Below are 25019 nucleotides of genomic sequence, written 5' to 3'. Positions count from 1 at the left end.
AGCTGTTCAGCGGGTCAGAGGCCGCAGCGCGTCCTGACTGGGCTTGCTGGTGGCGATGGATTCGACGGTGTCGTAGGCGTCCGACCAGGCGGCGAGGGTCGGATAGGTCTCGCGCCAGTCCGGCACCAGCTCGTAGAACTCCATCATGCCGATCCCGGCGACGAGGCAGAGCGCGTCGAAGCTGATCGGCGGGGCGCCCTCGGGGACCGTCACGGTCTTGTTCAGGTGGGCGAGTCCGCGCCGGACCTGGATGTCGGCCACGTCGAGCATGAACTTCGAGCGGTCCTCCTCCTGGCGCCGGGTCTCGCGGGACCAGACGGTGACGACGTCGAGGAAGGCGAGCGACTGGGCCTCGGCCGCCACCGCGTGCCAGTCGCCGTAGCGGGCGACGGTCCGCTTGCCGGATTTCTCGTCGAGATAGGCGCAGATGTGGCGGGCCTCCGACAGGACGAGGTCGCCATCCTCCAGCAGCGGCACCCGGCCGAGCGGCGAAATGGAAATGACCGGGCTGTCCGGCGTGCGCAGCCCGACCCAATCCAGCTCCAGCCGGTCGCCCAAACCGCCTTCGATCGCGGTGATCCGGCAGATCCGGGCATAGGGCGAGTTCGGGGTGTAGTAGAGCTTCATGGCGGCCTCCCGGTCGGTTCTTCTGAGCGGCCGCCACCCTACCTCAGTGCGCGCGTCGTGGGAGGGGACAGATTTGAACAGCGATGGAACACCTCGCCGCTGGTCACCCCAGGTCTAATTGCCCGTAAGAAATTTCACGAATTACGCAACCTTCCAGGGCGGTAACGACGTTGGCACTTCATGACACTATCAGGAGGTTGTCATGAAATACCGCCGATTTTTCGCAATGATCGCCACGTCGACTGTGGTGATGCTCGGCTTAATGTATCTGAACACCTACCTCTTCAGTCATGTCTTCTGGTCGGAAACGCGTGCGTATATGGCGATCCTCATGGGCGCGACGATGGCCATTGTCATGCTGGCGTTCATGCTCTCCATGTACACGAACCGCGCCGCGAATGCCGCGATCTTCATCGGAGCGGCCCTGCTCTTTGGCGGCTCGCTCTGGCTGGTCCGAGGGCAGGCAACGGTCCAGGACCGGTCGTACATGAGCGCGATGATCCCTCACCATTCGATCGCGATCATGACGTCGACACGTGCCGGCATCTCCGACCCGCGGGTCCGGAAACTGGCCGACGAGATCATCTTCGCCCAGGATAAGGAAATCGCCGAGATGCGGTATCTGATCTCCGATATCGACCGCAATGGCGACGGCACGGAGGCGGATCCGGCTCCAGCCACGATCGTCTCCCTTGAGGAGGCGCTATCCACCGCGGAGGTGTCCGTCCTGGACCCGGAATTCATGCGGGATGAGGAGATGGGTCAGCTCTTTGCCGGACAACCGGACTGTATCTTCACCTACACCCGGGACAGCCATCCGGTCCTGGCCGTGGGCAACCAGCAGGGAAGCGCAGCCGCGCTCCTGAAGATCAGCGGCGACCTCGTGCGGCTCTCGCCGGACGCGCGCTCCACCGCAAACGCCCCGGTCCTGTCAGCCCCTGGCATCACCCTTCGTGTCTCCGGCAGAGACGGTGGCGAGCTCGCATCCGAGGGACCGGGAGAGCCCGTGGAGGCGGATCTCGTGCTGAATCTGGAGCGTGGGCTGACGGCGGGATATAGCGGCTACTATACCTGCCGAGGCTGAAGGCTCGGCTCCGGCGGACGGGCCGCTCGTTAAGCCACCCGGTCGCCCTTCTTGACCTGCACGGTGCGGTTATCGACCGCCGGCAGCATCTTCGCCGGGTCGCGCGTCACCACCACGTCGAGCACCGTCGGCCGGCCGGTCTCCGCCAGGGCCTTGGCCAGCGCCGGGGCGATCTCGTCCGGCGTCTCCACCCGGATGCCCTGGCAGCCGAACGCGCTGACCACCTCGGCGTAGTTGGTCTCCGCCAGGTCGGAGGACTGGTAGTTGCCCTCGCCGTACATCAGGTGCTGCAGCGCCTTCACGTAGCCCGACGCCGCGTTGTTCACCACGATCACCGTGAAGGCCAGCCCCAGGCGCCGGGCCGTCTCCAGCTCGCCCAGCACCATGTTGAAGCCGCCATCGCCGGTCAGCGCCACCACCGGGCCGAGCCCGTCATGCTGCGCCCCCAGCGCCGCTCCGATCCCACCGGGCACGCCGTAGCCGATGGACGCGAACCCGCGGTCCGGCACGAAGCCGCGCCCGGCCTGCTTGGTGTCGTAGACCAGCCCGCCCCAATGGGCCGCGAAGCCGCCATCGGCCACCAACGTGGCATCGGCGGGCAGCGCCTTGTTCAGCTCGTTCAGCAGCCGTGCCATGTTGATCGGCGAGGACTCGTCGTTCAGCCGGCCGTCCACGTCCTGACGCCAGGCGGCCATGCGCTTGGGCACGTCGGCGGCCCAGTCGGCCAGCTTGTCCTTCAGGCCGCGTTTGCCCAGAGCGACGCGCAGCTCGTCCAAGGTCGCCTTGGCGTCGCCCCACAGGCTGAGCGCCGGCATCAGGGTGCGGCCCATCTCCTCGGCGACGATGTCCAGGTGGATGACGGTCTTGCCCTTGGGCGGCACGGTGTAGCGCTTGGTGGCGATCTCGCCGAGCTTGCAGCCGACCACGAACAGGACGTCGGCCTCCTCGATCAGCTTGTTGGCGATCCGGTCGTAACGGCCGAACAGACCGGCGGAGAGAGGATGGGTGCAGGCGATGGCGCCCTTGCCGGACATGGTATGGGCCACCGGCATGTTGGTCGCCTCGGCGAAGGCGGTGACGCTGTCGGCGGCCCGGCTGATATGGACTCCGCCGCCGCAGAGCATCAAAGGCCGCTCGGCCGAGGCCAGCATGTCGACGGCGGTATCCAGCGCGGTGGCGTCCGGCCGGCTGCGCAGGGCCGGGGCGGCGCGGTGGATCGGATCGACGACGAACTCCTCCTCGTCGAAGCCGTAGGTCCCGTGGCAGATGTCCTCCGGCACGTCGAGCACGACCGGGCCGGGTCGTCCGGACGTGGCGACGGCGAAGGCGCGGCGGACCAGTTCGGGAATGCGCTCGATATACTCGACGCGCAGCACCTCCTTCACCGCGGGGCGCAGGATGTCGAGCTGGCGGGACTCCTGGGTCATGTTCTTCCAGGAATGCATCCGGTGGCTGTCGCCGATCAGGGCGACGATGGGAATGCCGGCGTTCAGGCTCTCGACCAGGGCGGTGACCAGGTTGGTCGCACCCGGGCCCAAGGTGGCGTCGACCACGCCCACCCGGCCGGTGACCTTGGCATAGGCGTCTGCCGCGAAGGCGCCGCAGCGCTCGTCGTTGATCAGGTAGTGCTTGAGCCCGAGGCGGCGGGCGGCGTCGTAGAACGGCAGGAGCTGGAAGCCGCCCATCCCGAACATCGGGCCGATCTCGAAGGCCTGCAGCATCCGCGCCAAAGCCTCGCCGCCGGTCATCTCGTTGGTGGTCATGCGCTCACTCCTGCAATTTCATGTCGTCATCCTGACGAACGTCTGTGTCGTTGTATCCGCTCGTGGCCACCCTCACGTCATCCTGACGCACGTCAGGATCAACGCTCCGCCATCGACGCTTCCGTTTTCCCCCGGCTCCGCCGTTCGTGGCTTGGTCCTGACTTGCGTCAGGACGACGGATGGGGCGGGGCCGGGGCGTGTCGAAGAACCGTCCGTCACATCTTCATCAGCTTCCGCGCCGTCTCCGCGATCATCGCGGCGGTGACCCGCACCGTGTCCTCCAGCGGCGGGGCATAGGCGATGGGCACCCGCGGCGCGCCCAGCCGCTTCACCGGGGCCTTGAGGTCGCGGAAGCAGACATCGGACACGGTCGCGGCGATCTCGGCGCCGAACCCGCCGGCCTGCACGCTCTCATGGGCCACGATCAGCCGGCCGGTTTTCTTCACGCTGTCGAACACCCGCTCCTTGTCCCAGGGCCACAGCGTGCGCAGGTCGATCACCTCCACCGAGGCACCCGCATCGTTCAAAGTCTTCGCCGCCGCCATGGTCTCGTGGACCGTGTCCGACCAGGACACCAGGGTGATGTCCGTTCCCTTGCGCAGGAACCGGCAGCGGCCCAGCGGCAGCGGGTCGTTGTTGTCGACCTCGCCCTCCAGCGCCCAGAGGTTCTTGTGCTCCATGTAGACGACCGGGTCGTCGCAGCGGATGGCGGATTTCAGCAGGCCGTAATTGTCCACCGGACTGGACGGGCAGACCACCACCAGCCCCGGGATATGGGTGTACCAGCTCTCCAGGCTCTGGGAGTGCTGGGCGGCGGACGACCGCCACATGCCCATGGGCTCGCGCACGACGATGGGCACCTTGGCCTGGCCGCCGAACATGTAGCGCGCCTTGGCCGCCTGGTTCACCAGCTCGTCGACGGCGCAGAGCGCGAAATCGGCGAAGCGCATCTCCACCACCGGCCGCGTGCCGGACAGGGCGGCCCCCACCGCCACGCCCATGATCGCCGCCTCCGAGATCGGCGCGTCGGAGATCCGGTCGGGGCCGTAGATTTCGGGCAGGCCCTTGTACTGGCCGAACACCCCGCCCCGGCGCAGGTCCTCGCCCAGCGCCCAGACGGTGGGGTCGCGCTGCATCTCCTCGTGCAGGGCGTTCTTGGCGGCCTCGCCGTAGGTCATCGTCACCATATGCGGGGCCTCCTCAATAGGCGCCGTTGCGCGGATCGCCGACGTCCTGGACATCGGCAAAGGCGCGGGAGAGCGGCGGCCAGGGGGCCGCCTTGGCGTCGTCATAGACCGCGTCCATCTCCTCGATGGCGTCGCGCTCATGGGCGGCGAGCTGGTCGCCGCGTACCCCGGCATCGGCCAGGGTCTGGGCCAGGCGGGTGATCGGGCAGCGCTTCCAGGCGGCGGCCACGTCGTCGCGCGCGCGGTAGCCGTCCGGGTCGGCGGCGGTATGGCCGGTCAACCGGTAGGTCTTGGCGTTGATGAAACGCGGCCCGCCGCCGGCGCGGATTGCGGCGACCGCGTCGCGCACCGCCTCGTCCAGGGCGACCACGTCGTTGCCGTCGACCTCCATCGCCGGCAGGCCGATCGCCTCGGCCCGGGCGGCCGGGCCCTTGCCGGCGGTCATGTCGGCGGTGCGGGTGGTCGAGGCGTAGCCGTTGTCCTCGCAGACGAACAGCGCCGGCAGCTCGAACACCTTGGCCCAGTTCAGCCCTTCGAGGAACGGTCCCCGGTTGATCGCGCCGTCGCCGAAGATCGAGCAGGCGACCCGGTCCTCGCCGCGCAGCTTGATCGCATGGGCGGCCCCCGCCGTGATGTGGATGTTGGCGGCGACAACGCCGTTGGCACCCAGCATCCCAACCGAGAAGTCGGCGATGTGCATGGAGCCGCCCTTGCCGTGGCTGGTCCCGCCCTCGCGGCCCAGCAGCTCGCGCATCATGGCGGTTGGATCGGCGCCCTTCGCCAGGGTGTGGCCGTGGCCGCGATGGGTGGAGGCGAGGATGTCGTCGGTGCGCAGGTTCGAACAGACGCCGACGGCAATGCCTTCCTGGCCGATGGAGGGATGGATGGCGCCCAGCACCAGCTTATCGGTATTGGCCCGGAGTGCCGCCTCCTCGAAGGCGCGGATCCGCCACATCAGCTTGTGATGGGCGAGCAACCGGTCGAGATCGAGATTCCGCGCCGCCTGCGGCGCGCGTGGGTCTGCCGTCACGAGTACCTCCCCGCAGGAACCCCGATCTTGTCGCCGGGTGGCGAAACCTTAGAGAGCGGCGCGATGCGGGGTCAAGACGACGATGGTTGTGGGGTGCTCAGGCATGGTCGAGCCCGAACGCTTCCAGGATGCGGGTCGCCGCCACCGCCGGGGTGGTATCGCCATCGACCACGGCGGCCTCCAACTCGGGCACCAGGGCCTTCACCTCCGGGTGGCCCTCCAGGGCGCCGATAAGCCGGTCGCGAACCATGGCCCACATCCAGCGGACCTGCTGGCCGGCGCGCTTGCGCTCGAAGGAGCCTGCCGCCTCCAGTGCCTGGCGGTGCTCCTTCACCGTGCCCCAGACCTCGTCGATCCCCTGCTTGATCAGGGCCGAGCAGGTCAGCACGCGGGGCGACCAGTCGGGATCGGCCTGCTGCAGGATGTGCAGGGCGCCCTTGTACTCACGGGCCGCCCGCTGGGCGCGGTCCTTGTTGTCGCCGTCGGCCTTGTTGATCACCAGCATGTCGGCGATCTCCAGGATGCCCTTCTTGATGCCCTGCAGCTCGTCGCCGGCGCCCGGCAGCATCAGCACCATGAACATGTCGACCATGTCGGCGACGGTGACCTCGCTCTGGCCGACGCCGACGGTCTCCACCAGCACCACGTCGAAGCCGGCGGCCTCCACCACCACCATGGTCTCCCGGGTGGCGCGGGCGACGCCGCCGAGGGTGCCGGCCGAGGGCGAGGGACGGATGAAGGCGTTCTCGTCCTGGCCGAGATCGGTCATCCGCGTCTTGTCGCCCAGGATCGAGCCGCCGGAGCGCCCGCTGGTCGGATCGACGGCGAGGACGGCGACCTTGTGGCCGCTGCCGGTCAGGTGCTTGCCGAGCGCCTCGATGAAGGTGGATTTGCCCACGCCCGGCACACCGGTGATGCCGACCCGGTGGGCCGCCCCCGCATGGGGCAGCAGGCGGACCAGCATTTCCTGCGCCAGCTCCCGGTGGGCCGGCTTGCGGCTTTCCACCAGGGTGATGGCGCGGGCGATCACCGCCCGGTCGCCGGACCGCACGCCGGCGACGTAGTCGTCGACCGACAGGGTACGGCGGCGGGGCGATGTGGCCGGGGCGTCTGTCATGGGATCCTTCGAATGAACTGTATCTTGATCACTCCCCGGATTTATTCCGGGGCCTACCCGCCAGCGTGCCTCACCTTCAACGATCGAGCGAACTGACGGGTGGGCCCCGGAATAAATCCGGGGAGTGAGTGAAGAGAAAGAGGGTGTGCGCTTCCCTCAGGCCGCGCGGGTTTCGTCGCCGAAGGTGTCGAGCAGCTTCTTCAGCAGGTCGATGGCCGCCTCCGCGATCACCGTGCCCGGCGGGAAGATCGCCGCCGCGCCGGCCTCATAGAGCGCGTCGTAGTCCTGCGGCGGCACCACGCCGCCGACAACGACCATGATGTCCTCGCGCCCCAGCTTGGCCAGTTCCTCGCGCAGTTCCGGCACGAGCGTCAGATGCCCCGCCGCCAGCGACGACGCGCCGACCACATGGACATCGTTCTCCACCGCCTGGCGCGCTGCCTCGGCCGGGGTCTGGAACAGCGGGCCGATATCCACGTCGAAGCCCAGATCGGCGAAGGCCGTAGCGATCACCTTCTGGCCGCGGTCGTGGCCGTCCTGGCCCATTTTGGCGATCAGGATGCGGGGGCGCCGGCCCTCCTGCTCCTCGAACTCGGCGACAAGCTGCTTGACCTGGTTCACCACGGCGCTCTCCCCCACTTCCTTGGAATAGACGCCCGAGATCGCCTTCACCTCGGCGACGTGACGGCCCCAGACCTTCTCAAGCGCCAAGGAGATCTCGCCGACCGTCGCCCGGGCCCGGGCGGCGTCGACGGCCAGAGCCAGCAGGTTGCCTTCCCCGGTCTCCGCCGACTTGGTCAGCGCGTCGAGGGTGGCGTCGACCTTGGACTGGTCCCGCTCGGCCCGCAGGCGGGCGAGCTGTTCGAGCTGGCCCTTGCGGACCTTGGCGTTGTCGACCTTCAAGATCTCGATGTTCTCGGGATCGTCGGTCCGGTACTTGTTCACGCCGACGATGGTCTGGCGCCGGCTGTCGATGCGCGCCTGGGTGCGGGCGGCCGCCTCCTCGATGCGCATCTTCGGAATGCCGGCCTCGATCGCCTTGGCCATGCCGCCGTAGCTTTCCACTTCCTGGATATGCGCCCAGGCCTTCTCCGCCAGATCGCGGGTCAGTCGCTCCACATAGTAGGAGCCGCCCCACGGGTCGATCACCCGGGTCGTCCCGGTCTCCTGGGCGATGAGAAGCTGGGTATTGCGGGCGATGCGCGCCGAGAAGTCGGTCGGCAGGGCCAGCGCCTCGTCGAGGGCGTTGGTGTGCAGCGACTGAGTATGCCCATGGGTGGCGGCCAGCGCCTCCACACAGGTGCGCGTCACGTTGTTGAACACGTCCTGGGCCGTCAGCGACCAGCCGGAGGTCTGGCAGTGGGTGCGCAGCGACAGCGATTTGTCGGACTTCGCCCCGAACTCCTTCACAAGCTTGGCCCAGAGCAGGCGCGCGGCCCGCATCTTGGCGACCTCCATGAAGAAGTTCATGCCGATCGCCCAGAAGAACGACAGGCGCGGCGCGAACCGGTCCACGTCCAGCCCGGCATCCATGCCGGCGCGGATGTACTGCACGCCGTCCGCCAGGGTGTAGGCGAGCTCAAGGTCCGCCGTCGCCCCTGCCTCCTGCATGTGATAGCCGGAGATCGAGATCGAGTTGAACTTCGGCATCTTCTCCGAGGTGAAGGCGAAGATGTCGGAGATGATCCGCATGGAGGGGATCGGCGGGTAGATGTAGGTGTTGCGGACCATGAACTCCTTGAGGATGTCGTTCTGGATGGTCCCGCTCAGCTTCTCCGGCGCCACACCCTGTTCCTCGGCGGCGAGGATGTAGAGCGCCATCACCGGCAGCACCGCGCCGTTCATGGTCATCGACACGCTCATCTCGTCCAGCGGGATGCCGCCGAACAGGGTCTGCATGTCCATGATGCTGTCGATCGCCACGCCGGCCATGCCGACATCGCCGGCGACGCGCGGATGGTCGCTGTCGTAGCCGCGGTGGGTGGCGAGGTCGAAGGCGATGGAGAGGCCCTTCTGCCCGGCCGCCAGGTTGCGGCGGTAGAAGGCGTTGCTCTCCTCCGCCGTCGAGAAGCCCGCGTATTGGCGGATCGTCCACGGCTTGGTCACATACATGGTCGGGTACGGGCCGCGCAGGAACGGCGGAATGCCCGGCCAGGTGTTCAGGTGGTCGAGGCCTTCCAGGTCCTCCGCCGTGTAGAACGGCTTCACCGCGATGCCTTCCGGGGTCACCCAGGGCTCGGCGTCGGGGGCAGAAGCGGCGGCGCCGCGGCCCAGGTCGAGGCTGGCGAAATCGGGTATCCGGCTCATCACTGGCCTCCCTCGTTCAGAACGCCGAGACGGCTGAGCACGCCGCGCACCGTGGCGAGCGTGTCGTCGCCGGCAAAGAGGTAGCCGTCGATCCCAGCCTGGGCCCAGGCGGCCTCGTGGTCGCCGGGACGCCCGGCCAGCAGCACCTCGCGGGCGCCGGCGGCCTTCAGGGCTTTGGCGGTCTCCGCCGCACGCTCGGCATAGATGCTATCACTGGAGCAGATCACGGCCAAATCGGTCCCGGCCTTGGCCAGGACCGCTTTCAGGTCGCCCGTGTCGCCGTCCGCATCCACACAGGCGACGCCGCCGGTGCCCAGATGGTTGCGCGTGAAGGTCGCGCGCGCCGTCGACATGGCAGGGCCGCCGAGCAGCACCAGCAGGGCCGTCGGCCGTCTGGCGGCGGCGTCGGCGGCATCGCGCAGGATCTCGAACGCCTCGCCCAGGCGGTGGGCGGTTGGCGCGGTGATCGTTTCGGGCGCACCCTCGGCTCCCAGCAGCCCGTCCAGCGTCTGATCGCCGGCCAGCCCCTGGGCGGCGGCCGCGACCAGCGCCTTACGGTCCACGCTCTCCAGATCGACCGGCGTCTCGTCCACCTTCGGGAAGGCGTTGACGCCGGTCAGCTCCTCGCGCCGCCCGGCGATCCGCCGCTCGCGCTCGGCCCAGGCCTCCGCGCACTCCTTCGCGGCGGCACCGGAGGTCAGGTGCCTGGCCATGCCGCCGGCCGCCTCGATCGCGCGGAACCGGTCCCAGGCCTTGGCCGCGAGCTGGTCGGTCAGGTTTTCCACGTACCAGCTGCCGCCGGCCGGATCGCCGACCTTCGCCAGATTGCTCTCCTCGGCCAGGATGATCTGGGTGTTGCGGGCGATGCGCCGGGCGAAGCCGTCGGGCAGGCCGCAGGCATGGCTGTAGGGCAGCACGGTGATGCTGTCCGCCCCACCGACCGCGCCGGCGAAGGTCGCGACCGTCGCCCGCAGCATGTTCACCCAGGGATCGCGGCCGGCCCAGGCATTCGGCGCCGTCACGACGTGCAGGCGCATCGTTCGGGCGTCCTGCGCCACGCCGCAGGCGCCGAGGATCTCGGCCCAGAGCCGACGGGCGGCGCGCAGCTTAGCGATGCCGAGGAACACGTCCACACCCACCGGGAGCGAAAACTCGATCTGCCGGGCGGCAACTTCCACCGACAGACCCGCCGCTTCCATCGCCCGCAGATAGGCCACACCGGTGGCCAGGGCGTAAGCCAGATCCATCGCCTCGTTCGCCCCGGCGCCATGATAGGCGGAGGTGTCGACGGAGACGGCCGTGACCTTCGGATAGGCCTTCGCCGTCTCGGTTGCCAGCTTGGCCATCCGGTTCAGCGAGGCGTCCAAGGGCTCCGGCAGCATGCCCTCGGCGGCAAGCGCACCCAACGGGTCGGCGCCCAGATGGCCCAGCACCTCCGCCTTGCCGATCCCGCGCCGCTCCCACAGCGCCCGCATCATCGCGGCGGTGGCTCCGAAGGCTCCGCCGGGCTGCAGCGAGACCGTGGCCGCTTCCAGGAACACGCCGTTCAGGGCGGTGTCGAGGGCATCCACGGAGTGCAGAAGGACGCCGTCGACACCGGCGTTCTCGGGATCGTCCGCCGCCGTGCCGCCGCGCCGGCCGGCCTTGTCCAGGCGCAGGATCACCGAATTGACGCCGCGTTCCAGGTCGGCCAGCGCAGACTTGTTCACCGCCTCGGGGTCCGGATGGGCGTGGAGCTGGCGGATATCCCAGCCCAGGGCCACCCGCTCCAGCGCCCCGGCATTGCGGGTCGCGGCATCGGCCGGCGTCTGACCGGTATCGGCGGCATAGATCGGGTCGGTGACGATGCCCTCGGCCAGGCGCCTTGTCAGCGCCTTGTCGAACGGAGCGCCCTTCAGTGCGGCTTCCGCCAGCTTGCGCCAGGCTTCGCGATCTGCCGCCGGGAAATCGGCAGCGAGCGTCAGCGCTTCGGTATCGGCGTCACTCATGGCAGTCCCCGTGCCCGTCTCTGCATGAACCGTCATTCATCAGATACGACTTGCTCAGCAAAGAGGCAACCGACCGAGCGCATTCCGGAAACGGCAGAACCCGTGACCGGACGCCGCGTTGGTGGCAAAAGAACACCATGAGACCGAGCGACGACCACCGCCCGCACTGGCTGGCCCCCGCCATCGCAACCGTCATCCTGCTCGTCCTGGTGGCGACGTCGGCGGGCGGGGCGAACTGGCAGCTTACGACCGTGGTGCTGATCACGGTCGCCGTGGTCGTGGCCCTGCTGCACCGCCTGCTGCCCGGCAGCCGGTTCTTCTCGATCACCTTCGCCAACGCGATCAGCGTCTATGCCTGCGTCTATGTCTCGTTTTTGGAGGCGCGGTTCGCGCCGACCAGCCGGCTGATCGAGGTGGTCGCCTTCCTGCTGCCGATCCTGGGCTTCGCGCTGGCGGTCTATCTCCGGCGCCAGGGCATCCGGTCGGTGATCCTGTCCGAACATCCCCGCATCGAAACCCGGTTCGGGCGGGTGTTTCTGTGGCTGCTGCCGGTGACGGCGATCGGGGTGCTGAACTTCCTGGTTCCGCTGGAGAACTGGGATGTGCAGCAGCGGGGGGCGTGGCTGCTGGGGGCGATGTCGGTGATCGCCATGGTGATCTTCTTCGCCGGGCACAGCGTGGCTGTGTTCCTGGTCGATACCGGCCTGCTGTTCGAGGATTTTTACGAAACCGCGGCCCGGCTGATCAAACCGGCCTTCGCCTTCCTGACCTTCTATTCGCTGATCACCGTGGTCTTCGCCGCCCTGTACCGGCTGATCGACCGGCTGGACGGCGTCGACACCTTCAGCTTCTCCGGCTTGGCCCGCGACATCGGCTTCGCCGAAAGCCTCTACTTCTCCATCGTCACGCTCTCCACGGTGGGGTATGGAGACATCGTTCCGCTGACCTATGCGGTACGGGCCGTGGTGGCGGTGCAGATCGTGCTGGGCATCATCCTGCTGCTGTTCGGCTTCCAGGCGGTGTTGCGCGCCACGCGGGACACCTAGAGCAGATCGCGAGCAGATGATTCCATCTGCTCGCGTGAGTCTGCTCTATCTTCAATAGATTGCGAGCATTTCCCGCTCACGGGTGATCGGGAAAGGCTCTAGACGCGACCGACCCCGAGGCTGCATGACCTCCCCTGCGATGCCGACCCAGCCCTCCCCGCCCCTGCCGGAGACCACCCATCTGCGCATCGCGCTGGCCTGGGTGATCGGCCTTACGACGCTGAGGCTCTTCGCCAACGCGCTGACCGGGCTGGAGCTCTACGGCGACGAGGCGCAGTACTGGACCTGGGCCCAGACCCTCGACCTCGGCTATTTCACCAAGCCGCCGCTGATCGCCTGGATCATCGCCGCCACCACCTCGGTCTGCGGCGACGCCGAGGCCTGCGTGCGCGCCTCCTCGCCGCTGCTGCATGCCGGCACCGCCCTGGCGCTGTACGGGCTCGGCCGGTCGGTCGCCGACAGCCGGGTCGCCATGTGGTCGGCGCTGATCTGGATCACCCTGCCCTCGATCGCCTTCTCCAGCCTGATCGTCTCCACCGACGTGCCGCTGCTGTTCTGCTGGGCGCTGGCCGCCACAGGCTACCGCCGGCTGCTGGACACGCGCGCCTGGCGCTGGGCCGTGGTGGCCGGCCTCGCCATCGGCGTCGGCATGCTGGCGAAATACGCCATGGCCTATGCCTTTCTCGGCATCGCGCTGCATCTGGTGGTCAGCCCGCGCGACCGCTGGATCCTGCGCGACCTGCGGGGCCTGCTGGTCCTGGCGCTGGCGCTGCTGATCCTGTCGCCGAACCTGTACTGGAACGCCGCCAACCACTTCGCCACGGTCGCCCATCTCGGCGACAACACCAACCTGGGCGCCGACCCGTCGCAGAAGTTCCGGATCTCCAAGGCGCTGCAGTTCCTCGGCGAGCAGGCCGGCGTGTTCGGACCAATCCCGTTCGCCATCCTCGCCTGGCGCCTGATCGCCTGGATCCGCGGTCGGGCGAGCGACACCGAGAAGTTCCTGCTGGCCATCGCCCTGCCGCCGCTGGCGGTTATCACCTTCCAGGCCTTCCTGTCGCGGGCCAATGCCAACTGGGCGGCCACCGCCTACCCCACGGCGACGGTGCTGGTGGCGCTATGGCTGGTGGGACAGGCGCCGCGCTGGATGCGCTACGCCACGCTGGTGCCGCATGTGGTCGCCTGCCTCGCCTTCGCGGTGGTCGTCGCGGTCTGGCCGACCCTGCGGATCCCGCTGACCGACCGCGGTTTCTCGCGGATGGCCGGCTGGGAAAAAGTGGCCGAGGCCGCCCGGCCCGAAATCCTCACCAATCCGGACCTGCCGGTCCTGATGACCGACCGCATCGCCATGGCCTCGCTGCTGTACTACATGCGCGATCAGCTCGGCGTCGGCGATCTGCAGCCGGGCAAGCGGCCGGTCTATGTCTGGGACTGGAACCGCCAGCCGGAACATCACTACGAGCTTGCCGTCCCCTACGACCCGGAAAAGACCGACCGGGCGCTGATGATCACCGAATGGGAGACGCCGGCGGCGATCCTCGACCATTTCGAGGCCACCGAGCAGGTCCGGGTGATCTCCATCACCAGCTACGGGCGCACCAGGCGCCTGGAGGTCTGGCTGGTCAGCGGCTTCAAGGGCTGGGAATAGGGCGGCGACGCCCCCCTTCACCGCAACCTAGAGCAGATCGTGCGGTGACGGGATCACTTCGTGATCGCGTCAGCGTGCGTGAATCTGCTCTATCTCATTGTTTTAGAGACAAATTCACCGACCATATTGAATCATGAAATGATTCAATATGGTCGGATTTGGCTCTAACCTCCCGGAGTTGGGGCGCAGGACAGCCGGAACACCCCCGCGTCACTGTCGACGCTCCAACGGATCGCAACCCTGGACCCCGGCGCAAGGCCGGGGAGACGGGGGGGGGTGACGGTAGCAACCTCCTTCGTCTTCCCGGCCTTGCGCCGGGACCTAGAGGGGAGACCGCTGGAACCCCGCCGATATCGTCTCGGCGGATGGCCCCCAAATCCCCGCACACAGCAAATCACCGCGCACGGCCGGAACGCCGCAGACCCTCGACCTACGGAACCAGCCGCCCGTCCTCGATGCGCACGATCCGGTCCATCGCCGCGGTCACCGCCGGGCGGTGGGTGATCATCACCACGGTCCGCCCCGCCATCACCTCGTCCAGGGCGGCCAGCACCGCCCGCTCGGTTTCCGCGTCCAGGCCCTCGGTCGGCTCGTCCAGCAGCAGGATCGGGGCGTCGCGCAGGATCACCCGGGCGAGCGCCACCCGCCGGGCCTCGCCGCCGGACAGCGCCACCCCCGCCTCGCCGAGCCAGGTGTCGAGCCCGTCCGGCAGATCGGCGACCATCCGGTCCAGCCCGGCGATGCGCAGGGCGCGGGCCACGGACGCCTCGCCCGCCTCGGGGGAGCCCAGCAGCAGGTTGTCGCGCAGGGTGCCGGCCAGGATCGGCGTGCCCTGGGACAGCACGCCCAGGCGGGCGTGATGATCCGCCTGGGTCAGCGCGCGCAGGTCCGCGCCACCGACCCGCACCGTACCCGAGTCGGGATCGTGGAACCGCATCAGCAGCGCGAACAGGGTCGACTTGCCGGAACCGGACGGCCCGACGATCGCCACCCGCTCGCCCGCCTCGATCTCCAGATCGACCGCGTCCAGTGCCGGCCGGACGGCGCCCGGATAGGCGAAGCGCACACCCTCCAGCCGAATATCGCTGCCCTCCGAGAGGGGCTTGGGTGGGGACAGGGACTGGGACGGATCGGTGACCGTCGGCGCCATCTCCGCCACCTCGCGCAGGCGCCGGGTCGCCGCCCGCGTGCGGCCGAGCATCTGATAGGCCAGCGGCAGGGGGGCGACCGCCTCGAACGCCGCCAGAGTCACGAACGCGCCGATGGCCAGCATCGGCCCGACGCCCTCTCCGGCCCCGCCGGCGACCGCCACGCCGACCAGCAGCACGGCGACCAGCGCCGCCTGGGTGAGCATCTGCGTCGCCGCGGCGCCGACGGCGGCGATCACCGCCTGGCGGCGCACCGCCGCGCCATGGCGCTCGGACACCCGATCGATCTCAGCCAGCGCCCGACCGACCGCGCCATGGGCGATCAGGTCGGTGAGACCCTGGGTCAGGTCGATCACCTGCTGGCGCAGCTCGGCCGCCCGCCGCACCTGCTCGAGCCCCGCGGACCGGCCCGCCCGCTCCGTCAGCGCCGGCACGCCGAGCCCGGCCAGCGCCAGGATCAGCAGCACGGCGACGGCGACCGGCGGGGCCACCGCCGACAGGATCGCCGCCAGGGCCAGCGCCGCCAGCAGCGCCACCACGCTGGGCGTCACGAGCTGGATGTAGAGCCCGTCCAGCGCGTCCACGTCGCCCACCAGCCGGGACAGCAGATCGCCGGCACGCAATCCCCCCGTCGCCTGTCCGCCGATCCGCCCCGGTACCAGTGGCACCAGACGGTCGAAGAACCACAGCCGGATATCGGCGAGGATGCGAAAGGTCGCCTCGTGGGTGGTCAGCTTCTCCAGATAGCGCGCCGCCGACCGGCCCAGCGCCACCGGCCGCAGTAGCCATGCCCCGCCCGCCAACGCGCCGACCGCGACCGCCCCGGCGAGCCCGAGCAGGGCCAGCCCGAGCCCGACCACCAGCACCGCAAGCACGGTGCCGAGCAGCATCCATCCCGCCCGACCTTTTGTCAGACCCAGGAAATACAGGAGGTCAGCCATTCGGCGCCCCCTCGGTCTGCCCGGCCGCGCGGGTTTCGACCACGCGGCCCCGTTCCAGCCGCACCACCCGGTCCGCCAGGGCGATCACCGCGGGGGAATGGGTGGCGACGAGCACCGTGCGGCCCCGGGTCAGGCGGCGCAGCGCCGACAGCACCGCCGCCTCGCTGTCCCGGTCGAGATTGGCTGTCGGCTCGTCCAGCAACACCAGCGGGGCGTCGCGGACCAGGGCCCGGGCTAGCGCCACCCGCCGCGCCTCGCCGCCGGACAGCGCCCGCCCGCCCTCGCCGACCACGGTGTCGAGCCCATCCGGCAACCGGTCGACCACCGGACCGAGGGAGGCGGCGTCGAGCGCCTCGGTCAGCACGGCATCAGCCGCGCCCGGCCGGCCGAGGGTCAGATTGTCGCGCAGGCTGGCCGACAGGATGCGCACCCGCTGCCCCGCCCAGGCGAGCGACGGCACCAGCGCCCTGCCGTCCAGCGGCACGCCGTCGACCAGCACCCGACCGGCGGTCGGCCGGCGCAGACCGAGCAGGACGGACAGCAGGGTCGACTTGCCCGACCCGCTCTCTCCGACCAGAGCCACCACCTCGCCGGGCGCCACCTGGAAGCTCACGCCGTCCAGCGCCGTCCGCCGCCCGCCGGGATAGGCGAGCGACAGCCCCTCGAACGCGAGGCCCGGCGCCCCGGTGCGCGACACGGGGGCGGCGCGTGCCGGCAGGTCGTCGGCGGCGTCGAGGATCTCCAGGAGCGCCTCGGCCGCGCCCACGGCGGCGGCCTTGTCGTGATAGTGGGCGCCGAGGCGGCGCAGCGGCTGGAAGATCTCCGGCACCAGGATCAGCAGGAACAGCCCCTCGGCCAGCGCCATGCCGTCGCCCTGGAGCAGGCCGCCGGCAAGATGCACCGCCACCAGCGCGAGGGCCAGGGACGACAGCAGCTCCAGCGCCGTGGAGGACAGGAAGGCCAGCCGCAGCACGCCCATGGTCCGGCGGCGCAGATCATCGGAGACGGCGCGCATGCGGCCGCGCTCGCGGTCGATCTCGCCGAACAGCTTGAGGGTGGCCAGCCCCTGCAGCCGGTCGAGGAAGTAGCCGTTGGCGCGCTTCATCGCGGTCACCTGGGAGCGCGCGTGCACGCCGGTGCGCCAGCCGACCAGCCCCATGATCACCGGGGTCAGCGCCCCCGCCGCCAACAGCATCCAGCCCGAGGGCGGGTCGACCAGGAACACCGGCACCAGCAGGGCGACCGGCACCGCGCCGGCGAGGATCTGGGCCGGATAGAAGCGGGCGATGAACCCGTCCAGGGCCTCGACCTGATCGACGGCCGTCGTCGCCACGGCGCCGCTGGCGCGCTGGTCGAACCAGGCGGGACCGAGATCGGACAGGGCGGCGAGAACCTGCCCGCGCACCGCCTGCTTGATCCGATGGGACGCGGCGGCACCGACGACCTCCGAGGCGACGGAGAGCGCACCGCGCAGGACGATCAGGACAAGGGCCAACAATGCCGGCGGCCACAGGGCGGAGAGACCGGCGCCGTCGATGGCATCGGCGATCAGACCGGCGATCACCCACGCCTGGACAACCGCGACGCCGGCGGCCAGCAGACCGGCGCCCACCATCGCCGCGAGCGCCGCTCCCTGACCGGTGGCGAGCCGCTTCAGCCAGGCCGTGCGCCGACGCTCCGCCGGTCGGTCGCCGGCGGCGGTGGAAGGCGATGCGGCGTCGGGTGCCGGGGCGGAAGCGGAGATCTCGACCATCGGCGTTGCGGTAGCGCGGGGGCGGGGGAGTGTCAAACCCGCCCGTAATCCGGGGGGCTGGTTGATAAGGCCAAAGAAGTTCATATTTCCCAGACTATGGCTGTCCCCCCTCCCTCGGCCTTGGGCCGGAGCGTCGACCGAAAGGTTGGCGTCGAGATCGAATTCGGCGGTGTCGGAACCCTGGAGACCGCCTGGATCGTGGCCGACCGGCTGGGCGGCACCGTCGAGCACTCAAGCCCGTATGCCGCCGTGATCCGCGACACCTCCATCGGCGACGTGTCCGTCGAGCTCGACTGGTCGTGGATCCAGAAGGCCGGCGACGACGGCGGCATCCTGGATCAGACCAAGGAACTGCTGGCCGAGCTCGGCCGCGACGTGGTGCCGACCGAGATCGTGGCTCCACCGTTGGAGGGCGACAGGATCGGGGAACTGGACCAGTTGGTGCGCGCGCTGGCCGAAAACGGCGCCAAGGGAACCCGCGCCGGGCTGCTGAACGGCTTCGGCATGCATCTCAATCCGGAACTCTGGGAAACCGACCTCAACGCCACGGCGCTCCGCAAAGTGCTGCAGGCCTATCTGCTGATGTCGGCCGGCCTGCGCGAGGCGATACAGGTCGATTTCACCCGGTCGCTCCTGCCCTTCGTCGCCACGTTCGGCGACGATTACATGCGTCATGTGCTCCGGAACGACTATGCTCCGGACATGGATACCCTGATCGACGACTACATCTCGTTCAATCCGACGCGCAATCGCGAGCTGGATATGCTGCCGGTCTTCGCGCATATCGACGGCCGGCGCGTGCGTGCGCGGCTGCACGACCAGAAGATCTCCAGCCGTCCGACCTTCCACTGGCGCCTGCCGAACGCCGATCTCGAGAGCCCGTTCTGGTCGATCACCCGCGAGTGGGAACGCTGGCTGACCGTGGAGGCGCTGGCGCTCGACGACCGGGCGCTGTCGGATCGGATCGACACCTGGGCCCGGGAGCGGGCCCGACCGTGGTTGGAACGCATCTGATGCGCCCGCGTATCGGCATCACCACCGGCAAGCGCAAGGGCCGGGCGATGCGTCTGGCCAACGCGTTCAACGTGCTGCTGGCCGGGGGCTGGCCCGTGACCATCGGTCCTGGCATCCGCGAGAGCTTCGACGATCTGGACGGGCTCATCATCGGCGGCGGCGTCGATATCGAGGCGCGGCTCTACGGCGTCGACACCAGCGACGAATGGCCCTACGACCCGGACCGCGATGCGCTGGAACTGGCCGGAATCGCCTGGGCCGATGCGGTCGGCGCGCCGATCCTGGGGATCTGCCGCGGAATGCAGCTTCTGAACGTCCATCGCGGCGGCACCCTGCTGCGCGATATCGTGACCGCCAAGCCGGGCTATCGGAACAAGCGATCGCTGTTCCCCTGCAAGACGGTGGAGATCAAGGAACAGACCCTGCTGTCGCGGATCACCGGAACCAAGCCGCTGACCATCAACGCCCTGCACCATCAGGCGGTCGACGTGGTCGGTAACGGGCTGGTCGTCGCCGCGCGGGAGACCGCCGGGTTCATCCAGTCGGTGGAGACGACGGACGGGCCGATGCGGCTGGGCGTCCAGTGGCATCCGGAGCTCATGCCCTGGAGCAGCCGCCATCGGGCGGTCTTCTCGACCCTGATCGGTGCCGCGCGCCGGCGCGACTACCGGCAGCCGCCGATCCCCTCGGCGATCAGCGCGTAGCCGAGCACGGGGGCGGGTCGGCCGGTCAGCGGCAGGTCCGCGGTCAATGTGCCCACCACCGCATGCGCCGGCAGGGGCTCTCCGATCTGACTGACCGGCGCCGCGCGCAGCGAGTCGAGTGTGGCGGGATATCGCGTCTCGTTCCACACGACGACGCAGCCGCCGGGCTCCGCCAGAGGCGGTGGCGAATAGAACGGGCGCTTGTTGGTCCACACGCGGACGGTCTCGAGATGGCGGCGCAGATTCGGGCCCGCATCCGTCGAGGGCGAGTCGAAGCTGACGATGGTACCGCGCTCGAATCCGGCGGCGCGCAGTTGCCCTGCATAGTCCGACCACGGCATCACCAGGCGGCATTTGCTGCAGTCTAACGGCGCGACCATTGCCTGGGCCGCCAGACCGCCCAGCGCGGTGACCGCCAGGAGGCAGAGCACGGCGAGATACCCGCCGACCACCCGGCCCCCGACCCCGCCCGGCGGCACCAGCGCGAACAGCAGGATCGGCAGCGGGATCAGCACGAACAGGTAGTGTTCCCGCAGCTTGTCGACGCCGGCGACCGCCATGGCCAGGCCCAGGGAGAACAGCACCAGGACCACCCACAGGCCGAGCCACAGGACAACCGGGCGCTGGGTGACGGGCAGCGCCTGCGTGCGCAGCGTCCACAGCGCCCGGCCGAAGAACAGAACGAACAGCGGCAGCAGCGGCAGGGAGAAGTCAAAGGCCGCCTTCAGCGCCAGCAGCCCGCGCTCCAGCGGCCCCTCCGGCGGATGCGCGGCGATCGCACCGTCGAGGATGCGGGCCTCGGCCACCGCCAGCCAGGTCTCCATCTGCGCGAGGACGTAGCCATGGGCCGGTGCGGCGAGGATCACGCCGCCGGCGACCGCGATCCAGAACCGGCGGTCGGCCACCACCGCCCGCATCCGGGGCACCGCCAGGGCCGAGAGGATCAGCAGGACCAGGACCGGCCCGTAGCTGAACTTGCTGAGCAGCCCCAAACCGATCACCGGCAGAAGGCAGAGGAAGCCCGCCGTCGTGGGCAGACGCGACAGCCTGAGCATCAGCCAGACGGTCGTGGCCAGGGCGACGATCAGGGCGAGGCTGTCCATGTAGACGGTCAGCGAGGCCCAGCCGAGAAACCAGAACGCCACCGGCGACAGGGCGGCGGCGACGGCCAGCCGGCGGTCGGCGATCGCGTCGCGCGCGGCGCCCAGCATGGCGGCGAAGAACAGGGCCAGCAGGCCGTAGCGGATCGCCACTGTCGCCCCCAGGGTCGGCCCGACCACCCACTCCGCCACCGCCGCCAGCCACCCGGCGACCGGCGGATTCCCGAAATCGTAGCCGAGCGCGAAGCTCTGGCCGTACAGCATGAGCTGGGCCTCGTCCCCCGAGGATCCCGACAGCAGCACCATCCGGATCAGCCAGCCGGCGCCGTAGTACAGCGCGACCGCGGCGAGGAACACCCGCACACGGCTCAGCGCGAGCGCCGCGGCGATGGGACGGTCGAGGAAGCTGAGCAGACGGGACATGGGCCACAGGGCGGCGATCGAAGACCCAAGGCTTCAACCACGGGACGCCAAAGGCTGCAAGCGGGATGGCAGGCGGGGGTGGGGTAACCGCAGCGGCGAGTTGCTGCCGTACCCCCTTACCCGCACTCCCCGGTCCTGTGCCGGGGCCACGCCTCACCCGGCACCGGCGGTCGGGATCGGAAGTCCAGCCGATCCGCGTTTGACGGATCGACCCCGGCACAAGGCCGGGGAGTGATCCGAGAGCAACGGGGTGGGTTTGTAACCGGATGGGTCAAACCATCCAAAATGGGCACCAGGTCCCGGACGACGCTGTCGCGTCTCCGGTCGAGGGAGAGGTGAGGCCATTCCCTCGTCCGACCGGAGTCCCCACAAAGGGGCGTCCGGGACCCAGATCTCTCGCGCGACGCCTCAGGCGGCTTCGCGCTTGTTGCGTTCCTCGTCCGGATCGTAGGCAAGCGACGGCGCCATCCAGCGCTCGACCTCCTCGACGGACATGCCCTTGCGGCGCGCATAGTCCTCGACCTGGTCGCGCTCGATCCGACCGAGTCCGAAATAGCGGGCGTCGGGATGGGAGAAGTACCAGCCGGAGACCGACGACGCCGGCCACATGGCGAACGACTCGGTCAGCTCGACCCCGGTCTGCTTCTCCGCGTCCAGCAGCTCGAACAGCGTGCCCTTCTCGGTGTGGTCCGGGCAGGCCGGATAGCCGGGCGCCGGACGGATGCCCTGGTAATCCTCGGCGATGAGCTGCTCGTTGGTGAGCGTCTCGTCGGCGGCATAGCCCCAGAACTCGCGGCGCACCCGCTCGTGCATGTGCTCGGCGAAGGCCTCCGCCAGACGGTCGGCCAGGGCCTTCACGAGGATCGAGTTGTACATGTCCCCGTCGTCCTCGAACTCCTTGGCCTTGTGCTCGATCTCGAGGCCGGTGGTCACCGTGAAGCCGCCGAGCCAGTCGCCGCCCTCGGGCGAGATATAGTCGGACAGGGCCAGGTTCGGCTTACGGTTCTCGGACTCCGCGCCGCGCGGCATCTGCTGGCGCAGGGTGTGCACCACCGTCTCGCCCGCCTCGGTCTTCAGGCGGATGTCGTCGCCCTCGGCCTTGGCCGGCCAGAAGCCGATCACGGCGCGCGGCTTGGCCCAGCCGCCGTCGACGATCTGCTTCAGCATCTCCTGGGCGTCGTTCCACAGCGGCCGTGCGGCCTCGCCGACCTTCGGGTCGTCGAGGATGTCCGGGAACCGACCGCGCAGCTCCCAGGTGGCGAAGAACGGCTGCCAGTCGATCCGGTCGACCAGGTCCTGCAGCGGATAATCCTCGAAGGTCTTGATGCCTTCGAAGGCCGGCTTCGGCGGCTGGTAGCCGCTCCAGTCGATCTTCGCCTTGTTGGCCCGCGCATCGGCGATGCTGATGCGGTCGCGATCGACGCGGCCGGTGCGCCGCTTCTCGGCCATCTTCTGGTAGTCGGCCCGGATGCCCTCCGCGTAGGCCGCCTTGCGGTCGCGCGACAGCAGTTCCTGCACCACGCCGACGGCGCGGCTGGCGTCGATCACATGCACCACCGGACCCTTGGCATATGCCGGGTCGATCTTGACCGCGGTGTGCATCTTCGAGGTCGTCGCCCCACCGATCAGCAGCGGCAGGTCGAGCCCTTCGCGCTGCATCTCGGAGGCGACATACACCATCTCGTCCAGGCTGGGCGTGATCAGGCCGGACAGGCCGATGGCGTCCACCTTCTCCTCGGCGGCGACCTCCAGGATCTTCGCGCAGGGCACCATCACGCCGAGGTCGATGACCTCGTAGTTGTTACACTGCAGCACCACGCCGACGATGTTCTTGCCGATGTCGTGGACATCGCCCTTCACGGTCGCCATCAGGATCTTGCCCTTGGCGCTCTGATGTTCGTCCTTCTCCGCCTCGATATGCGGCAGCAGGACGGCGACCGCCTTCTTCATCACGCGGGCCGACTTCACCACCTGGGGCAGGAACATCTTGCCGGCGCCGAACAGGTCGCCGACGACGTTCATGCCGTCCATCAGCGGGCCCTCGATCACGTGGATCGGCCGGTCCGCCTTCAGGCGCGCCTCCTCCACGTCGGCCTCGACGAAATCGCCGATGCCGTGGACCAGGGCATGCTCCAGACGCTTTTCGACCGGCTCCTCGCGCCACTTGTCGTCGATCACCTTGGCGGCACCGCCGGCGCCGCGATACTGCTCGGCGATCTCCAGCATCCGGTCGGTCGCGTCCTCGCGCCGGTTCAGCAGCACATCCTCGATCCGCTCGCGCAGATCCTCGGGGATGTCCTGATAGACCGGCAGGGCGCCCGCGTTGACGATGCCCATGTCCATGCCATTGTTGATGGCGTGGTACAGGAAGCAGGCGTGCATCGCCTCGCGCACCGCGTTGTTGCCGCGGAACGAGAAGGACACGTTCGACACGCCGCCGGAAACCAGGGCGTGCGGCAGGTTCTCCTTGATCATCCGGGTGCCCTCGAAGAAATCGACGGCGTAGTTGTTGTGCTCCTCGATGCCCGTGGCGACGGCAAAGATGTTCGGGTCGAAGATGATGTCCTCAGGCGGGAAATCGACCTTCTCCAGCAGCAGGTCGTAGGCCCGCTTGCAGATCTCGAACTTGCGCGCAGCCGTATCGGCCTGGCCCTGCTCGTCGAAGGCCATGACCACCACGGCGGCGCCGTAGTGGCGGACCAGACGCGCCTGCTGCAGGAACTGCTCCTCGCCCTCCTTCAGGCTGATCGAGTTCACGATGCCTTTGCCCTGCAGGCATTTCAGCCCGGCCTCGATCACACTCCACTTGGAGCTGTCGACCATGATCGGCACGCGGCTGATATCCGGCTCGCTGGCGATCAGGTTGAGGTAGGTGGTCATCGCCGCTTCGCTGTCGAGCAGGCCCTCGTCCATGTTCACGTCGAGGATCTGGGCGCCGTTCTCGACCTGCTGCCGGGCGACCTCCAGCGCGGTCTCGTACTCGCTCTCGGCGATCAGCTTGCGGAAGCGAGCGGAGCCGGTGACGTTGGTCCGTTCGCCAATATTGACAAAAGTTCCCTGGCGCTCGGTCAAAATGCACTCCTCAGATCGAAAGGTTCTAGGCCGGACAGACGCATGCGGATTGAGAGCTGGGGCACCACCCGCGGTGCGGCCGCCTTGACCTGCCGGGCGATGGCGGCGATGTGCGCGGGCGTTGTGCCGCAGCACCCGCCGACGACGTTCACCAAGCCGTCCTCCGCCCAGCCGCCGAGATGGGCGGCGGTCTGTTCCGGCTTCTCGTCATAGCCGCCGAATTCGTTCGGCAGACCGGCATTGGGGTAGGCGGAGACCCGGACGTCGGCCACCCGCGACAGCTCGGCCACGTGCGGGCGCAGGTCCTTGGCGCCCAGCGCGCAGTTGAAGCCGACGCTGAACGGGTTGGCGTGACGCACCGAGTTCCAGAACGCCTCGGGCGTCTGGCCGGACAGGGTGCGGCCGGACCGGTCGGTGATCGTGCCGCTGATCATGATCGGCAGCCTGGTGCCGCTCTCGTCGAACGCCTGCTCCACGGCGAACAGGGCCGCCTTGGCGTTCAGCGTGTCGAAGATGGTCTCCACCAGGATGATGTCGGCGCCGCCCTCGATCAGGCCGAGGGTGGCCTCCAGATAGGCCTCGCGCAGCTCGTCGAAGTTGGTGTTGCGCGCGCCCGGATCGGAGACGTCCGGCGAAATCGAGGCGGTGCGGTTGGTCGGGCCGAGGGCGCCGGCGACGAAGGTCGGGCGCCCCTCCTCCTCGCGCACCTTGTCGGCGGCGCGCCGGGCGATCCGCGCACCCTCGACGTTGATCTCCTTGGCCAGGTGCGACAGGCCGTAATCCGCCTGGCTGATCGAGGTCGCGTTGAACGTGTTGGTCTGCGCGATATCGGCGCCGGCCTCGAAATACTGGCGGTGGATATCCTCGATCATCTCCGGCTGGGAGAGGTTGAGGATGTCGTTGTCGCCCTTCAGGTCGTGGTTCGCGTCGGTGAAGCGATCCCCGCGGAAGTGCTCCTCGGTCAGGCTGAGCCCCTGGATCATGGTGCCCATGGCACCGTCCAGGATCACAACCCTCTGCTCCGCGAGGCGCGAGAGTTCTCGTGCCGCTTCAGTCATTCGGACTCT

At 69.0% G+C, this 25019-nt stretch carries 17 protein-coding genes; 5 read left to right on the top strand and 12 right to left on the bottom strand.

The window, feature by feature from the left end:
- Positions 1-6: 6 nt before the first annotated feature.
- Positions 7-627 carry a glutathione S-transferase family protein gene (locus tag G578_RS28285; protein WP_028793777.1) on the bottom strand — a complete coding sequence of 207 codons (621 nt, stop codon included), beginning with the start codon at positions 625-627 and terminating at the stop codon, positions 7-9.
- Positions 628-829: 202 nt separating this feature from the next.
- On the opposite strand from G578_RS28285, the gene G578_RS0107950 reads away from it, so the two are divergent.
- A complete protein-coding gene (locus tag G578_RS0107950; RefSeq protein ID WP_028793776.1) occupies positions 830-1711 on the top strand; it encodes a DUF305 domain-containing protein in 882 nt (293 codons plus the stop codon).
- Between the two features lie 29 nt (positions 1712-1740).
- Here the strand turns inward: G578_RS0107950 and G578_RS0107945 are convergent, their stop codons facing one another.
- The 6 genes from G578_RS0107945 to G578_RS0107915 all read right to left on the bottom strand — a co-directional run bounded on the left by G578_RS0107945 (position 1741) and on the right by G578_RS0107915 (position 11103).
- Positions 1741-3474: a thiamine pyrophosphate-binding protein gene (locus G578_RS0107945; protein ID WP_028793775.1), complete on the bottom strand. Its 1734-nt coding sequence runs from the start codon at positions 3472-3474 to the stop codon at positions 1741-1743.
- A 215-nt stretch (positions 3475-3689) separates the two neighbouring features.
- Positions 3690-4661, bottom strand: coding sequence for an alpha-ketoacid dehydrogenase subunit beta (locus tag G578_RS0107935; RefSeq protein WP_028793774.1), 972 nt, complete (start codon positions 4659-4661; stop codon positions 3690-3692).
- Between the two features lie 13 nt (positions 4662-4674).
- A complete protein-coding gene (locus G578_RS0107930) occupies positions 4675-5691 on the bottom strand; it encodes a thiamine pyrophosphate-dependent dehydrogenase E1 component subunit alpha (RefSeq protein WP_028793773.1) in 1017 nt (338 codons plus the stop codon).
- A gap of 97 nt (positions 5692-5788) precedes the next feature.
- Complete coding sequence (meaB, locus tag G578_RS0107925) at positions 5789-6808, bottom strand: methylmalonyl Co-A mutase-associated GTPase MeaB (RefSeq protein ID WP_051244303.1); 1020 nt, start codon at positions 6806-6808, stop codon at positions 5789-5791.
- 156 nt (positions 6809-6964) lie between these two features.
- The gene (gene scpA, locus G578_RS0107920) at positions 6965-9115 is read right to left on the bottom strand and encodes a methylmalonyl-CoA mutase (RefSeq protein WP_028793771.1); all 2151 of its coding nucleotides are present in this window, start codon (positions 9113-9115) and stop codon (positions 6965-6967) included.
- Positions 9115-11103 (bottom strand): methylmalonyl-CoA mutase family protein, encoded by a 1989-nt coding sequence (locus G578_RS0107915; RefSeq protein ID WP_028793770.1) that lies wholly within the window; start codon positions 11101-11103, stop codon positions 9115-9117. The genes scpA and G578_RS0107915 overlap by 1 nt, the downstream gene beginning before the upstream one ends.
- Positions 11104-11240: 137 nt before the next feature.
- On the opposite strand from G578_RS0107915, the gene G578_RS25340 reads away from it, so the two are divergent.
- Complete coding sequence (locus G578_RS25340; protein ID WP_051244300.1) at positions 11241-12149, top strand: potassium channel family protein; 909 nt, start codon at positions 11241-11243, stop codon at positions 12147-12149.
- A 124-nt stretch (positions 12150-12273) separates the two neighbouring features.
- A complete protein-coding gene (locus tag G578_RS25335) occupies positions 12274-13797 on the top strand; it encodes an ArnT family glycosyltransferase (RefSeq protein WP_051244297.1) in 1524 nt (507 codons plus the stop codon).
- A 430-nt stretch (positions 13798-14227) separates the two neighbouring features.
- Here G578_RS25335 and cydC read toward each other — a convergent pair whose 3' ends face one another.
- Together cydC and cydD are read right to left on the bottom strand one after the other, a co-directional pair.
- Complete coding sequence (gene cydC / locus G578_RS25330; protein WP_038013896.1) at positions 14228-15886, bottom strand: thiol reductant ABC exporter subunit CydC; 1659 nt, start codon at positions 15884-15886, stop codon at positions 14228-14230.
- Positions 15879-17639 carry a thiol reductant ABC exporter subunit CydD gene (cydD, locus tag G578_RS25325; protein WP_051244293.1) on the bottom strand — a complete coding sequence of 587 codons (1761 nt, stop codon included), beginning with the start codon at positions 17637-17639 and terminating at the stop codon, positions 15879-15881. Before cydD ends, cydC begins: the two co-directional genes overlap by 8 nt.
- A 96-nt stretch (positions 17640-17735) precedes the next feature.
- Here cydD and G578_RS0107890 point away from each other — a divergent pair, with 96 nt between their 5' ends.
- The gene (locus G578_RS0107890) at positions 17736-18653 is read left to right on the top strand and encodes an amidoligase family protein (protein ID WP_051244290.1); all 918 of its coding nucleotides are present in this window, start codon (positions 17736-17738) and stop codon (positions 18651-18653) included.
- Complete coding sequence (locus G578_RS0107885) at positions 18653-19357, top strand: gamma-glutamyl-gamma-aminobutyrate hydrolase family protein (RefSeq protein WP_038013894.1); 705 nt, start codon at positions 18653-18655, stop codon at positions 19355-19357. Before G578_RS0107890 ends, G578_RS0107885 begins: the two co-directional genes overlap by 1 nt.
- Here the strand turns inward: G578_RS0107885 and G578_RS25320 are convergent.
- The 3 genes from G578_RS25320 to G578_RS30390 all read right to left on the bottom strand — a co-directional run bounded on the left by G578_RS25320 (position 19318) and on the right by G578_RS30390 (position 25010).
- A complete protein-coding gene (locus G578_RS25320) occupies positions 19318-20880 on the bottom strand; it encodes a glycosyltransferase family protein (protein ID WP_038013891.1) in 1563 nt (520 codons plus the stop codon). The genes G578_RS0107885 and G578_RS25320 overlap by 40 nt on opposite strands.
- A gap of 408 nt (positions 20881-21288) precedes the next feature.
- Complete coding sequence (gene metH / locus G578_RS0107875; RefSeq protein ID WP_028793767.1) at positions 21289-23952, bottom strand: methionine synthase; 2664 nt, start codon at positions 23950-23952, stop codon at positions 21289-21291.
- Positions 23949-25010: a homocysteine S-methyltransferase family protein gene (locus G578_RS30390; protein ID WP_028793766.1), complete on the bottom strand. Its 1062-nt coding sequence runs from the start codon at positions 25008-25010 to the stop codon at positions 23949-23951. Before G578_RS30390 ends, metH begins: the two co-directional genes overlap by 4 nt.
- Positions 25011-25019 lie beyond the last annotated feature (9 nt).

Origin of the sequence: Thalassobaculum salexigens DSM 19539 (assembly GCF_000423805.1) — a bacterium.
GTDB lineage: Bacteria > Pseudomonadota > Alphaproteobacteria > Thalassobaculales > Thalassobaculaceae > Thalassobaculum > Thalassobaculum litoreum.
The sequence above is the reverse complement of the archived record's forward strand: the minus strand, read 5'-3'. Positions and strand labels throughout refer to the sequence as shown.

Coding starts and splice junctions, on each gene's coding strand:
- G578_RS30390 (WP_028793766.1), bottom strand. CDS start 25,010: ATGACTGAAGCGGCACGAGAACTCTCGCGCCTCGCGGAGCAGAGGGTT.
- G578_RS0107945 (WP_028793775.1), bottom strand. CDS start 3,474: ATGACCACCAACGAGATGACCGGCGGCGAGGCTTTGGCGCGGATGCTG.
- G578_RS25335 (WP_051244297.1), top strand. CDS start 12,274: ATGACCTCCCCTGCGATGCCGACCCAGCCCTCCCCGCCCCTGCCGGAG.
- G578_RS0107885 (WP_038013894.1), top strand. CDS start 18,653: ATGCGCCCGCGTATCGGCATCACCACCGGCAAGCGCAAGGGCCGGGCG.
- G578_RS0107915 (WP_028793770.1), bottom strand. CDS start 11,103: ATGAGTGACGCCGATACCGAAGCGCTGACGCTCGCTGCCGATTTCCCG.
- G578_RS25320 (WP_038013891.1), bottom strand. CDS start 20,880: ATGTCCCGTCTGCTCAGCTTCCTCGACCGTCCCATCGCCGCGGCGCTC.
- scpA (WP_028793771.1), bottom strand. CDS start 9,115: ATGAGCCGGATACCCGATTTCGCCAGCCTCGACCTGGGCCGCGGCGCC.
- G578_RS0107950 (WP_028793776.1), top strand. CDS start 830: ATGAAATACCGCCGATTTTTCGCAATGATCGCCACGTCGACTGTGGTG.
- meaB (WP_051244303.1), bottom strand. CDS start 6,808: ATGACAGACGCCCCGGCCACATCGCCCCGCCGCCGTACCCTGTCGGTC.
- cydD (WP_051244293.1), bottom strand. CDS start 17,639: ATGGTCGAGATCTCCGCTTCCGCCCCGGCACCCGACGCCGCATCGCCT.
- G578_RS0107935 (WP_028793774.1), bottom strand. CDS start 4,661: ATGGTGACGATGACCTACGGCGAGGCCGCCAAGAACGCCCTGCACGAG.
- G578_RS25340 (WP_051244300.1), top strand. CDS start 11,241: ATGAGACCGAGCGACGACCACCGCCCGCACTGGCTGGCCCCCGCCATC.
- G578_RS28285 (WP_028793777.1), bottom strand. CDS start 627: ATGAAGCTCTACTACACCCCGAACTCGCCCTATGCCCGGATCTGCCGG.
- cydC (WP_038013896.1), bottom strand. CDS start 15,886: ATGGCTGACCTCCTGTATTTCCTGGGTCTGACAAAAGGTCGGGCGGGA.
- G578_RS0107890 (WP_051244290.1), top strand. CDS start 17,736: ATGGCTGTCCCCCCTCCCTCGGCCTTGGGCCGGAGCGTCGACCGAAAG.